Raw genomic sequence first — 12,941 nt, 5'->3', positions numbered from 1 at the left:
CCCTTCGACTGAGCCGGGTTACGCCGGGACGGAGGCGACGCCCGGGGCCAGGAACGGCTTGCCGTTGACCCTGTCCGAGACGCCCTCGCGGTCGAGGTAGGGCGTGATGCCGCCGAGCCAGAACGGCCAGCCGGCACCGAGGAGCATGCACAGGTCGATGTCCTGCGCCTCGGCGACCACACCCTCGTCGAGCATGATCCGGATCTCCCCGGCGATCGCGGCGAGTGCCCGCTCGCGCACCTCTTCCTCGGTGGACGGCCGGTCACCCAGCTGCCACAACGCGGCGACCTCGGGGTCGACCACCTGGTTGCCCGCCGAGTCCCACTGCCAGACGGCGCGCTTGCCCGCCTCGACGAACTTCTTGAGGTTCTCGCTCACCTTGAAGCGGTCCGGGAAGGCCGCGTGCAGGGTCTCGCCGACGTGCAGGGCGATGGCCGGGCCGACCAGCTGCATGAGCACCAGCGGCGACATCGGCAGGCCGAGCGGCTCCAGCGCGCGGTCGGCCACCTCGAACGGCGTGCCCTCGTCGACCGCGTTGAGCACCTCGCCGAGGAAGCGCAGCAGCAGCCGGTTCACCACGAACGCGGGCGCGTCCTTGACCAGCACGCAGGACTTCTTCAGCTGCTTGCCGAGCGCGAACGCGGTCGCCAGCGCGGCGTCGTCGGTCCGCTCGCCGCGCACGATCTCCAGCAGCGGCAGCACGGCCACCGGGTTGAAGAAGTGGAAGCCGACGACTCGCTCCGGGTGCTGCAGCTTCGACGCCATCTCCGACACCGACAGCGAGGAGGTGTTCGTGGCGAGGATGGCTTCGGGCGAGACGTACTGCTCGAGGTCGCCGAAGACCTGCTGCTTGACGCCCATCTCCTCGAACACGGCCTCGATCACGAAGTCCGCGTCGGCGAAGGCGGCCTTGTCGAGCGAACCGGTGACCAGCGCCTTGAGCCGGTTCGCCGCGTCGGGCGAGAGCCTGCCCTTGCCCAGCAGCTTGTCGATCTCGGCGTGCACATAGGACACACCCTTGTCGATGCGCTCCTGGTCCACGTCGGTGAGTACCACCGGAACCTTGAGCCGCCGCACGAACAGCAGCGCCAGCTGGCTGGCCATCAGCCCGGCGCCGACGACGCCGACCTTGGTGACCTTGCGGGCCAGCGACCTGTCCGGCGCGCCCGCGGGGCGCTTGGCGCGCTTGTTCACCAGGTTGAACGAGTACAGGCCCGCGCGCAGCGTGTCGCTCATCAGCAGTTCGGCGAGCGCCTCGGTCTCGGCCGCGTAGCCGGTGGTGAGATCGGCGGTGCGCGCCAGCTCCAGCAGTTCGACGGCCTTGGTCGCGCCCGGGGACGCGCCGTGCGTCTTGCCGTCCACAATGGACCGGGCGCGGGCGATGGCGGCATCCCACGCCTCGCCGCGGTCGATCTCGCGGCGGGCCGGGGTGAGCTCACCGCGGACGACCTTGGCCAGCCACAGCAGCGACTGCTCGAGGAAGTCCGCCGATCCGAAGACCGTGTCGACGATGCCGAGTTCGGCCGTCTTGGCCACGTTCAGCATCTTGTTCTGGTTCAACGCGTTTTCCACGATCACGGTGACCGCGGCGTCCGGGCCGATCAGGTTCGGCAGCAGCTGCGTGCCGCCCCAGCCCGGGAACAGACCGAGGAAGACCTCGGGGAACGCGATGGCCGCGGTGTTCTCCGAAAGCGTGCGGTAGTGGCAGGACAGCGCGAGTTCGAGCCCGCCGCCCATGACTGCGCCGTTGACGAAGGCGAAGGTCGGGATCTCCGAGTCGGTCAGACGGCGGAACACCGCGTGCCCGGTTTCGGCGATCTCACGCGCCAGCGCCGGGTCGGAGACCGCCTCGACCCCGGAAAGATCGGCGCCCACGGCGAAGATGAACGGCTTGCCGGTCACCGCGATCGCGGCGGGCCCGGCGGCGAACGCCTCGTCCAGTGCGGAGTCGAGGCTGACCAGCCCCTGCGGACCGAAGGTGGAGGGCCGGGTGTGGTCGTGCCCGTTGTCGAGCGTGATCAGCGCGACGGGCTTGTCGAGCCCGGGAACGTTCACCAGCCGGGTGACCGCCCTGGTCACCACCTCGTTCGGGAACGCGGCCTTGGCCTGTTCAGCTGTGAAGGTCACTTCTTGCTCCCGTCGTAGGCAGGGTTCTCCCAGATCACAGTGCCGCCCATGCCGAGTCCGATGCACATGGTGGTGAGGCCGTAGCGGACGTCGGGCCGCTCGGCGAACTGGCGCGACAGCTGGGTCATCAGCCGCACACCGGACGAGGCGAGCGGGTGACCGCAGGCGATGGCACCGCCCCACGGGTTGACCCGCGGGTCCGCGGCGTCGATGCCGAAGTGGTCGAGGAAGGCCAGCACCTGGACCGCGAAGGCCTCGTTGATCTCGAACAGGTCGATGTCCGAAATGGACAGTCCGGTGCGGGCGAGCAGCTTCTCGGTCGCGGGCACCGGGCCCACGCCCATGATCTCGGGGTCGACACCGGCGAAGGAGTAGCCGACCAGCCGCATGCCGATGGGCAGGCCCAGCTCGCGAGCGGTGTCTTCGTCGGCGAGGATCGCGCCGGTCGCGCCGTCGTTGAGGCCGGCCGCGTTGCCCGCGGTGACCCGGCCGTGCGGGCGGAACGGGGTCTTGAGCTTGGCCAGCTGCTCGACCGTGGTGCCCGGCCGCGGCGGCTCGTCCTCGGTGGCCAGGCCCCAGCCCAGCTCGGCGTTGCGGATGGCGACCGGCACCAGTTCGGGGCCGATCTTGCCGGTCTTGACGGCCTCGGCGTAGCGCTCCTGGCTCTGCGCCGCGTAGGCGTCCGCACGCTCCTTGGTGATCGCCGGGAACCGGTCGTGCAGGTTCTCCGCGGTCTGGCCCATGACCAGGGCGGTCGGGTCGACCAGCTTGTCGGCGACGATGCGCGGATTCGGGTCGACGCCCTCGCCCATCGGGTGCCTGCCCATGTGCTCGACGCCGCCGGCGATGGCGATGTCGTAGGCGCCGATGCCGATGCCACCGGCGACCGAGGTCACCGCGGTCATCGCGCCGGCGCACATGCGGTCGATCGCGAAACCGGGCACGGACCGGGGGAGGCCGGCCAGCAGCGCGGCGGTCCGGCCGATGGTCAGGCCCTGGTCGCCGATCTGCGTGGTGGCGGCGATGGCGACCTCGTCGATGCGCTCGGGCGGCAGCTCAGGGTGCCTGCGCAGGAGTTCCCTGATCACCTTGACCACGAGATCGTCGGCCCGGGTACCGGCGTAGATGCCCTTGTCGCCGGCCTTGCCGAACGGGGTCCGGACCCCGTCGACGAAGGCCACGGTGCGCACCGCCCGCGCGGTCGGCGCTAGGGGTGTTGCGGCCACGGTTGCTCCACTCTGTTGTCGCGCGGGCGGCCCCGCGCTCCGCACGGTGCGAGATCCGGCCGGAGGGATGGCCGGTGACGGCCACGGGCGGCCGGGCGACGTCGCACCGACGTGAACGATGTACGAGCGCACCATAGCCCTTGTTACCCGCGGGTAACCAGGGGTGTGGCCTTGTCGAGTGGGTTACGCCACCTTTCCGGGCGTCTGGGCACGCGAAGGGGGTCGCGCTTCGACGGAAAGTGCGACGCCCGGGCGGGAAGGTCAGGAGCCGGAGGCGGTGGCGCGCAGTGCCTTGGCCAGTTCGGCGGCGGTGAGTTCCACCTGCCACGGACGCGCGCCCCCGGCACGCAGCACCTCGGCGACGCTCTCCGTACCGCGGTCCTCCGGGGGGCGCCAGCAGGTGCGCCGCAGCAGATCGGGCAGCAGCAGGTTCTCCACCGGCAGGCGGTGGTGCTCGGCGATGGCGTTCAGCACGGACCTCGCCGCCGCCAGCCGGGCCGCGGCGTCGGGATCCTTGTCCGCCCAGCGGTTCGGCGGGGGCGGCCCGTCGTTCGGCTGCGAGGGGTTCGGCAGTTCTTCGCGCGGCAGGGCGCGCGCGGCCTGGAGATGCCGGAACCAGTTCGCGGTGTAGCGCCGCTGGACACGCCCGCCGAAGACGGGCAGGGCCTGCAGTTCGGCGATGGAGCGGGGTTCGGCCAGGACGGCGTTGACGATCGCGCTGTCCGGCAGGATGCGGCTCGGCGCCCGGTCCCGTTTGCGCGCGAGCTCGTCACGGGCCTCCCACAGGGCACGGACGGCGGCGAGGCCGCGCGCGGTCCGGACCTTGTGGATGCCCGAGGTCCGGCGCCACGGCTCGGCGCGCGGCGCGGGCGGGCCCGCGGTGCGGACCGCCTCGAACTCCTGGCGGGCCCAGTCGAGCTTGCCCTGGACCGCGAGTTCCGCCTCGAGCTTCTCCCGCAGCGGAACCAGTAGTTCCACGTCGAGCGCGGCGTAGTTCAGCCAGTCCACGGGCAGGGGCCGTTTCGACCAGTCGGCCGCACTGTGCCCCTTTTCGAGCTGGTACCCGAGCAGGAGTTCGACGAGCGTGCCGAGGGCGACGCGCTCGTAACCGGCCAGCCTGCCCGCCAGTTCGGTGTCGAACAGGCTGTCCGGGGCGAGTTCGAGCTCGGCCAGGCACGGCAGGTCCTGCGAGGCGGCGTGCAGCACCCACTCCTGGCCGTTGACGGCCTGCCGCAGCGGGTCGAGTTCCCCGGCCAGTGCGATCGGATCGATCAGCACCGTGCCCGCACCCTCCCGGCGCAGCTGGACCAGGTACGCCTTGGGCCAGTAGCGGTATCCCGACGCCCGTTCGGTGTCGACCGCGATCGCCCCTGTTCCCGCCGCGAGCCGTTCACAGGCGCGCTCAAGTTCGAGGGGGTCGGCCACCACCGGTGGCGTACCGTCGGCCGGTTCCTTCAGCAGGATGGGGCCGACCGGCTGCTCCGCGGCGTCAAGGCCGTGATCTGCGGTTTCCACGGAGACAAACCCTACGGGACGGGCGGACCGAAGTGGGTACGCCCGTCCCACCGGGTTCTGTGTGTCGGTCAGCGGATGACGCCCGCGCGCATCGCCAGCGCCACCATCTGCGCCCGGTCGCCGGTGCCGAGCTTGCGCCCGATCCGGGACAGGTGCGACTTGACGGTGAGCGCGGAGAGGCTGAGCTCCTCGCCGATTTCTTTGTTGGACTGACCGTCCGCCACGAGCTGGAGCACCTCCACCTCGCGCGCGGACAGCTCCCGCGGCGTGTTGTCCGTGCCCGGCACTCGCGTGCCGGTCGCCAGCACCGGTGCCACGCTCGGGTCGGCGTACACGCCGCCCTCGAGCACTCTGCGCACGCCGTCCGTCACCACCATGGGTGAGGCCGACTTGAGCAGATATGCCTGGGCACCGGCCTGGAAGGCCGAGCGCACGGCGTACGGGTCGTCCGACGCGGCCAGCACGACGATCCGGGGCCAGCCCTGGCTACGGAGTTCCGTGACCAGTTCGATGCCCGAACCGTCCGGCAGACCGAGGTCGAGGATCGCCAGGTCACAGGGACCCGTCGCGGTCGCTCGTGCTCTCGCCTCGGCTACCGATGCAGCCTCGTGAACGGTGCCCGCTCCCATCTGAGCGAGCCGTGCGGCAATAGCCTCCCTCAGTAACGGGTGGTCATCGACCACCAGCACGGAAAACAGCTCTTCCCGCGGGTGCGGAACCATGCTCGCCGGCAACGCGCCGGCTGGCGTGGATCTGACGGCCTGAGATAAGCCGACGGCAGCCACGTCACTACCTCCCTGGAGTCGGTCGTGCCCCCCGACCGGCACCGGGACTTTCGGCCAATCAGCCGCGCCAGCTCTAGACCGAAAGTGGTGTCGTCGAAGGAGCACTCTAGCCGCCCGGGAGGACTTGCGGGGCGATCCGAGCGGTATCTATCCCGATCGGGTACCGACAAAGTGCTCTCCATGTAGCACATTCGGGCTAATACACGCCCGGTGGCTAACGGATCGCGGAGTGCACACGATAGAAAGACTTTCACGTCTGGCGGATGCGCGTGCATCCGCGTCGTGCATCTGCGCGTTCGCCAACTAGTGGGCGACCACCGAGCGGGGGAGTCGGTTCAGCGGATCGTGGGAAGCCTGAGCCCCGCGGGTGGCCCGGATGCCGGAACCGGGCGCCCGGCGTGCGCGGAGAGCGGGCCCGGCCGGGGCCGGCCGGGCGAATTCGGCGGGAGTGCTTGACACGGCGGCGTGGCGGCGCGAGGCGGTCCTGCCGGTCATTCCCGCTCCTTCCGAGCTGACGGCGCCTCGGCGAGGCGGCACCGGCGATCCCTCGCCCGCCGGGGCATGGGGCGGCATGGGACGACATGGAGTGGTCCAGAGCGGCGCGATCAGGATTATTCCAGATTCCGGATTATCTCCGGTAGGCGGGCCGCCCATGACGTCGGCGGAAAGACCGGGGAGAGAGGTGTTTCCCCGCTTCCTGCGGCGTTTTACGAGGTTTGCCGCTGCTCGAACAGGGTGACGCCGACCGGCGGCAGTCCGGCCACGCTGGACATGAGCTGCAGGAACGCCTCGGCGTGCGGTTCGAGATGCTGGTCGGCCGGCGTCCACGAGGCGCGCAGTTCCAGATCGTCGGACCGGGGCGGGCCGGAGATGTCCCCGAACCGGGCCGAGGAGGTTTCGGTCACAGTGCCGCCCAGTGCCTTGAACGGGGCACCCGAGCACTCCAGCGCGTCGGTGAGCCAGGACCAGCCCACGGCGGGCAGGAACGGATCCGCGGCCAGTTCGGTGTCGAGTTCGGCGCGCACGTAGATCACCAGGCGCAGCACGCCCTGCCACGCCGGCTGGCCCTCCGGGTCGTGTAGCAGCACGAGCCTGCCGGTGGCCAGCACGTCGGCGGGGCCGGTGGCCTCGCACCCCAGTGCGTAGGACCAGGGAGCCAGCCGCTGTGGCGCGCGGATGGTCTCCAGGGTCACTTCCGGCCTCGGCCGGACGGCTTGCAGCGCCGCGACAGCTTCACGGAAGAACTCGGGCGCATGCGTCATCGCGGTCACAGCGCCGACTGTAGGACGGAAAGGCGACCGGGGAACGTAGACGCGCCGAGGGAAGGGGGCCACGGGCCGCGTGGCACGATGGTCCCGATGCCTACTACCGCCTCCTCCAGCCGGATTCCCAGCCGGACTCCGGCCCGGCGGGACCTCGCGCAGGCCCCGCTCCTGGTCGCCGCCCGCGGCGGCCGCCCGTCCCGGCTGCCCGTCTGGTTCATGCGCCAGGCCGGTCGTTCCCTGCCCGAGTACCGCGCGCTGCGCGAGGGCGTGCCGATGCTCAAGTCCTGCTTCGACCCGGAGATGCTGGCCGAGATCACGGTGCAGCCGGTACGGCGGCACGGGGTGGACGGCGCGGTCCTGTACAGCGACATCGTGGTGCCGCTCTACGCGGCGGGGGTGGACATCGACATCGTGCCGGGCACCGGCCCGGTGGTGGCTTCGCCGGTGCGCACCGCGCAGGATGTGGCGGCACTGCCGTCGCTGCACCCGGAGCAGGTTTCGGCGGTGGCGGACGGCGTGCGCCTGCTGGTGGACAGGCTGGGCGAGACGCCGCTGATCGGCTTCGCGGGTGCGCCGTTCACGCTCGCCTCCTACCTCATCGAGGGCGGGCCCAGCCGCACCTACGAGCACACCAAGGCGCTCATGCACTCCGATCCGGAGCTGTGGCACGCGCTGGCGGGCAAGCTCGCCGACCTCGCGCTGGCCTTCCTGCGCGTGCAGCTGGACGCCGGGGCGGACGCGGTCCAGCTGTTCGATTCCTGGGCGGGTGCGCTGACCCTGCGCGAGTACCGCGAATTCGTGCTGCCGCACTCGGCGAAGGTGTTCGCCGGGATCGAGGACTACGGCGTGCCGAGGATCCACTTCGGCGTGGGCACCGGAGAGCTGCTGACGGCCCTGCGGGACGCGGGCGCCGACGTGGTCGGCGTGGACTGGCGGATCCCGCTGGACGAAGCGGTGCGGCGGCTGACGGCGGCGGGCGAACCGGCCCCGGCGGTCCAGGGCAACCTCGATCCCGCGCTGCTGGGCGCGTCCTGGCCGGTGATCGAGGCGGAGGTCCGCCGGATCGCGGCCGAGGGCCGCGCCGCCGCCGGGCACATCTTCAACCTGGGGCACGGGGTGCTCCCGGGAACCGACCCCGCGGTACTGACCAGGGTCGTCGATCTGGTGCACGAACTGGAGCCATGATGCACATTGCCGTCGTCGGAGGGGGCATCTCCGGGATCACCGCCGCGTACCGGCTGCGCGGCAGGTTCGGTGATGGCGGTGATGGCGGTGATGACATTGCCATCACCGTGTTCGAATCGGCAGGCACGCTCGGCGGCAAGCTGCGCACCGTGGAACTGGCAGGCCACTCCTACGACGTGGGTGCCGAGGCCTTCCTCGCCCGCCGCCCCGAGGTGGCCGCACTGGCTTCGGAAGCCGGGCTCGGCGGGCAGCTGACCCACCCCACCGGGGCCCAGTCGACGGTCCGGGCGGGCGGACGGCTCGTCCGGCTGCCCTCGGGCACCGTGATGGGCGTGCCGGGGTCGGCGGAGGCGGTCGCGGGAGTGCTGTCGGAGGAGGGGTTGCGCCGCGTCGCGGCCGAGCCCGGGTTGCCGCCGGTGTCGCTCGGCGGCGGGGACGTGAACCTCGGCGCGCTGCTGCGGGACCGCTTCGGCGACGAACTGGTGGACCGGCTGGTGGATCCCCTGCTGGGCGGGGTCTACGCCGGGGGAGCCGACGGGCTCGGCCTGCGGGCGACGGTGCCCGCGCTGGCCTCCGCGCTGGACGCCGGAGCCGGTTCGCTGACCGCCGCGGCCGCGTCGCTGCTACCCGCACCGTCGCCGTCGGCGCCGCAGAACCGCGAGCCGGTGTTCGCCACGCTCACCGGCGGTCTCGGCACGCTCGTCGACCTGCTGGCGGAGCTGGCCAAGCCCGATGTCCGCCTGAACACCGCGGTGCGCGCGCTGCACCGGCTGCCGCAGGGCGGCTGGCGGCTGGAACTGGCGAACGGCGAGATCACGGAAGCGGACGCCGTCGTACTGGCCGTGCCCGCGCCGGCGGCGAGCGCGCTGCTCGCCGAGGCCGCTCCCGAGGCGGCCGCCGCGCTCGGCGAGGTCCGGGTCGCCTCGATGGCGGTGGTGGCCCTCGCCCTGCCCGGTGACACGGAACTCCCGGACGCCTCGGGCATCCTGATCGGCGCCGGGGAGCGGTACCGCGACGGCACCCCGGTGGCGGCGAAGGCCTTCACCTTCTCCAGCCGCAAATGGGGGCATCTCGGCGACGACGTGCGGCTGGTGCGCGGCTCGGTGGGCCGGTTCGGCGAACCGGGGGCACTCGCGGCCGACGACGAGGAACTGGTGCGGCGCGTCCGCGCCGACCTCGCGGAACTGGCCGGGATCACCGCGGAACCACTCGACACCCACGTCGTGCGGTGGGACGGCGGGTTGCCGCAGTACGGCGTCGGGCACACGGAACTGATGACGCGCGTCGAGCGCGCCGTGGCCGGGGTGCCGGGCCTGGCGGTGGCCGGGGCGGTGCTGCACGGGGTCGGGATTCCGGCCTGCGTCGCCACCGCCGAACGTGCCGTGGACGATCTCGCGACCCGCATCACCTCCGGGCCGTCGCACGCTTGAGTAGTGCCAAGATGGAGTCATGGCGCGCCTGAACTATTCCGAGCTCAACAACACCATCCGCTACACCGCCTGGTCCGTGTTCCGGGTCGAGCCCGGCAGGCTCCCCGACGACCGCGGCGCCGCCGCCCAGGAGACCACCGAGTACCTGGAGGCGCTGGAGGGCAAGGGTGTGGTCGTGCGCGGCGTGTACGACGTGTCCGGTCTGCGGGCGGACGCCGACTACATGATCTGGTGGCACGCCGAGGAGCCGGAGCAGGTCCAGGCGGCCTACACCGGGTTCCGCCGCACCCCGCTGGGCCGGGTGTCCACCCCGGTGTGGAGCCAGTTCGCGCTGCACCGGCCCGCGGAGTTCAACAAGAGCCACATCCCGGCGTTCCTCGCCGAAGAAGAGCCCCGCAAGTACGTCTGCGTGTACCCGTTCGTGCGCTCCTACGAGTGGTACCTGCTGGCCGACGACGAGCGCCGCAAGCTGCTCGCCGAGCACGGCCGCATGGCGCGGGACTACCCCGACGTGCGGGCCAACACGGTGGCGTCGTTCGCGCTGGGCGACTACGAGTGGATGCTCGCCTTCGAAGCGGACGAACTGCACCGGATCGTGGACCTGATGCGGCACCTGCGCGGCAGTGAGACCCGGCGCCACGTGCGCGAGGAGACCCCGTTCTACACCGGCACGAGGGTGCAGCCCGCCGAGCTGATCGCGGCGCTCCCGTAACAGGGTGTTCGAGACCGAACTGGGTGCCCTGTGGCACTCGCTGACCGGCGAGCACCCCGCGCCAGGGGCAGTGGAGATCACCGGCGGGGAAGATGTGCTGCCCGGGCCGTTCCGGGTCGCGGCGGCCGCCTCCCTGAGCATCGCGGCGGCCACGCTGGCGGCCGCGGAACTGGCCCGCCTGAAGGGGACCGAACCCGGTCCGGTGTCGGTGGACACCGGGCACGCCGCGGCCGCGTTCCGCAGTGAGCGGTACCTGCGCGTGGACGGAGGGCTGCCGCCGGATGCCTGGCAGGGCCTGTCCGGGGACTACCGGGCCGCCGACGGCTGGGTGAAGCTGCACTGCAACTACCCGCACCACGGTGAGGCGGTCCGGCGGGCGCTGAACGTGCCGGACAGCCGGGAGGCCGTCGGGGAAGCGGTCGCGCGGCGCACGGCGTGGGACGTCCAGGAGGCGGTGATCGCCGAGGGAGGGGCCGCCGCGGCGATGCGCACCCGCGCCCAGTGGCTGGCGCACCCGCAGGGGCAGGCGCTGGCCGGCGCGCCGCTGGCGGAGTTCACCGCGATCGGGCCCGCTCCGGTACCACCACCCCGTCCGTCCACTTCGGACAGGCCGCTCGGAGGGATCCGGGTGCTGGAGCTGACCCACGTGATCGCCGGGCCGGTCGCGGGGCGCGTGCTGTCCGCGCACGGCGCGGACGTGCTGCACATCGGCGCCGCCCACCTGCCCACCCTGCCGATGCTGGCGATGGACACCGGTTTCGGCAAGCGGTCGGCCCATCTCGACCTGCGCACGGCAGCGGGGCGCGACCGGCTGTGGGAACTGGTCGCCGAGGCGGACGTGTTCGTGCAGTCCTACCGGCCGGGCGCGCTCGCCGGACTGGGTTTCACCGCGGAGAAACTGGCGCAGGCCAGCCCCGGCATCGTGCTCGTCGAACTCGACGCCTACGGCTGGCAGGGGCCCTGGGCGCGCCGCCGGGGTTTCGACAGCCTGGTGCAGATGGCCGGCGGGATCGCGGCGGAAACGGCGACCGGCAAGCCGGAGCCACTGCCCGCACAGGCGCTCGACCACGCCACCGGCTGGCTGGCGGGCGCGGCGGCGATGACGGGGCTGCGGCGCCGCGCGCTGGAGGGGGCGAGCCTGCGGGCCCGGCTTTCCCTGGCCCGCACCGGGCGGTGGCTGGACGAACTCGGCCGGACCGAAGGCGGCGCGGCCGAGCCGGACGTGACGGACCTGCTGGAGAAGACCGAAAGCGGGTTCGGCACGCTCACGCACGTGCGCGTGCCGGGCATCCTGCCGGGCGCCATGCCCTACTGGGCACACGGTTCCCCGCTGCCGGGCGCGGACGCCGCGATGTTCAGCTCTCCGGCAGCAGCCTGAGCGCGATCGAGTTGATGCAGTACCGCTCGTCGGTCGGGGTGGGGTAGCCCTCGCCGCGGAAGACGTGGCCGAGGTGGCTGTGGCAGGACGCGCACAGCACCTCGGTGCGCGCCATCCCCATCGAGTGGTCTTCCCGCAGGATCACCGCGTCGGAGTCGGCCGGGTCGAAGAACGACGGCCAGCCGCAGTGGCTTTCGAACTTGGTGTCGCTGCGGAACAGTTCGGCGCCGCAGGCGCGGCACTCGTAGACGCCCTCGGCCTTGGTGTCGGTGTACTCGCCGGTGAACGGGCGTTCCGTGGCCGCCTGGCGGAGCACCGCGTACTCCTCGGGCCCGAGCTGCTCCCGCCATTCCTGCTCGGTCTTGACCACCCGGGGCGTCGAACCCGTGACAGGTTTCATGCCGCCAGGTTACCCGTCCCCGTCACTGTGCCAGCCAGCGCAGAGCGTGGAGGACGATGTCCCAGCCCGCCACCACGACGCCGAACACGATCAGCACCACCACGATCGCCGCGACCCACCAGCGAAGCCCGCCCGCGCGGGTGCTGGACTCGGCGAAATCGGCCACGCGGTGCAGCGAGGCCTCGACGGTGAACCCCGGTTCGGCCCGGCGCATGCGGTCCAGATGCTCGGCGAACGCCTTTACCTCGGGATCGTGCGGGTCCAGCCCGATCAGGTCCTCGTCGAGCCGGGGATCACGCTCGTTTCCGGCCATACCCCCACGGTAGGCCATCAACCGATGCGGGTGTCGGCGTCGATGCGCAGGCCCTCGGTCGTGTTCACCACGCGCCAGCCGCCGACCCGGCCGACACCGGCGATGGTGGTGTACATGTCCACCGAGCCGTCGCTGTTGCTCCCCTTGTCGGCGGTGATGGAGATCCAACTGCTCAGCTTGTGGGCCGACCAGTACGCCTGGAAGTTGGCTTCGCTGCCGTACACCGACTGCGCGGCGGGCGTGAGCAGGTTCCACGCGGCGTCGCCGGGCAGGTCGGAGAGGAACTGACTGACGAAGTTGCCCGCCCGGCTGTAGTCGATGGAGCCGCCGACGTGGGGAGTCTGGCCCAGCGCGGCCGACGCGGCACTGCTGGGCGCGCTGGACTGCGGGGCGGTGGTCTGCTTGGTGGTGCTGCCGGTGGCCGGATGCGTGCCGCCGCCCGTGGGGGAGCCGCCCAGGTTGGACACGATCACCACGATCACCACGATGACCACGACGGCGGCCGCGGCCGAGCCGAGCAACACCTTCTTGCGCTTGGCATCGGCGGCCGAGGCCTGGTTCGCCGGGCGCGAGGGCGGGATGAAGGCCGCGGTCGGGTTACGCGG

12 protein-coding genes and 1 pseudogene are annotated in these 12,941 nt (G+C 71.9%); 4 read left to right on the top strand and 9 right to left on the bottom strand.

Going from position 1 to position 12,941, the window contains the following annotated elements; genetic code table 11:
- Nucleotides 1–18: 18 nt before the first annotated feature.
- The 6 genes from FNH05_RS18855 to FNH05_RS18830 form a co-directional block, all read right to left on the bottom strand.
- Nucleotides 19–2,127, bottom strand: a complete 2,109-nt coding sequence (locus FNH05_RS18855) for a 3-hydroxyacyl-CoA dehydrogenase NAD-binding domain-containing protein (RefSeq protein WP_144590012.1) — start codon at nt 2,125–2,127, stop codon at nt 19–21.
- Nucleotides 2,124–3,317 (bottom strand): thiolase family protein, encoded by a 1,194-nt coding sequence (locus FNH05_RS18850; RefSeq protein WP_144590015.1) that lies wholly within the window; start codon nt 3,315–3,317, stop codon nt 2,124–2,126. Before FNH05_RS18850 ends, FNH05_RS18855 begins: the two co-directional genes overlap by 4 nt.
- A 297-nt stretch (nt 3,318–3,614) precedes the next feature.
- Nucleotides 3,615–4,868, bottom strand: a complete 1,254-nt coding sequence (locus tag FNH05_RS18845; protein ID WP_144590011.1) for a ribonuclease D — start codon at nt 4,866–4,868, stop codon at nt 3,615–3,617.
- A 68-nt stretch (nt 4,869–4,936) separates the two neighbouring features.
- Nucleotides 4,937–5,653 carry a response regulator gene (locus FNH05_RS18840; protein WP_144590010.1) on the bottom strand — a complete coding sequence of 239 codons (717 nt, stop codon included), beginning with the start codon at nt 5,651–5,653 and terminating at the stop codon, nt 4,937–4,939.
- A 303-nt stretch (nt 5,654–5,956) separates the two neighbouring features.
- Nucleotides 5,957–6,148, bottom strand: a complete 192-nt coding sequence (locus FNH05_RS18835) for a hypothetical protein (protein ID WP_144590009.1) — start codon at nt 6,146–6,148, stop codon at nt 5,957–5,959.
- Between the two features lie 212 nt (nt 6,149–6,360).
- A complete protein-coding gene (locus FNH05_RS18830) occupies nt 6,361–6,924 on the bottom strand; it encodes a DUF3000 domain-containing protein (protein WP_186382617.1) in 564 nt (187 codons plus the stop codon).
- An 87-nt stretch (nt 6,925–7,011) separates the two neighbouring features.
- Between FNH05_RS18830 and hemE the strand changes: the two genes are divergently transcribed.
- From hemE to FNH05_RS18810, 4 genes are read left to right on the top strand one after another with little or no spacing between them, the layout of a single operon-like run.
- Nucleotides 7,012–8,103, top strand: coding sequence for a uroporphyrinogen decarboxylase (hemE, locus tag FNH05_RS18825; RefSeq protein ID WP_144590008.1), 1,092 nt, complete (start codon nt 7,012–7,014; stop codon nt 8,101–8,103).
- Complete coding sequence (gene hemG, locus FNH05_RS18820; protein ID WP_144590007.1) at nt 8,100–9,533, top strand: protoporphyrinogen oxidase; 1,434 nt, start codon at nt 8,100–8,102, stop codon at nt 9,531–9,533. The genes hemE and hemG overlap by 4 nt, the downstream gene beginning before the upstream one ends.
- Nucleotides 9,534–9,552: 19 nt before the next feature.
- Complete coding sequence (gene hemQ, locus FNH05_RS18815) at nt 9,553–10,245, top strand: hydrogen peroxide-dependent heme synthase (protein ID WP_144590006.1); 693 nt, start codon at nt 9,553–9,555, stop codon at nt 10,243–10,245.
- Nucleotides 10,246–10,249: 4 nt separating this feature from the next.
- On the top strand, nt 10,250–11,623 hold the full coding sequence (locus tag FNH05_RS18810; protein WP_246127823.1) for a CoA transferase: 1,374 nt from the start codon (nt 10,250–10,252) through the stop codon (nt 11,621–11,623).
- Here FNH05_RS18810 and msrB read toward each other — a convergent pair.
- The 3 genes and pseudogenes from msrB to FNH05_RS38135 form a co-directional block, all read right to left on the bottom strand.
- On the bottom strand, nt 11,601–12,023 hold the full coding sequence (msrB, locus tag FNH05_RS18805) for a peptide-methionine (R)-S-oxide reductase MsrB (RefSeq protein WP_144590005.1): 423 nt from the start codon (nt 12,021–12,023) through the stop codon (nt 11,601–11,603). The genes FNH05_RS18810 and msrB overlap by 23 nt on opposite strands.
- Nucleotides 12,024–12,045: 22 nt before the next feature.
- Nucleotides 12,046–12,354 (bottom strand): hypothetical protein, encoded by a 309-nt coding sequence (locus FNH05_RS18800; RefSeq protein ID WP_425458464.1) that lies wholly within the window; start codon nt 12,352–12,354, stop codon nt 12,046–12,048.
- Nucleotides 12,354–12,941, bottom strand: a pseudogene (locus FNH05_RS38135) (serine/threonine protein kinase); the annotation flags it as partial. The gene FNH05_RS18800 and the pseudogene FNH05_RS38135, both read right to left, overlap by 1 nt.

Origin of the sequence: Amycolatopsis rhizosphaerae (genome assembly GCF_007713715.1) — a bacterium.
Taxonomy (GTDB): domain Bacteria; phylum Actinomycetota; class Actinomycetes; order Mycobacteriales; family Pseudonocardiaceae; genus Amycolatopsis_E; species Amycolatopsis_E rhizosphaerae.
The sequence above is the reverse complement of the archived record's forward strand: the minus strand, read 5'-3'. Positions and strand labels throughout refer to the sequence as shown.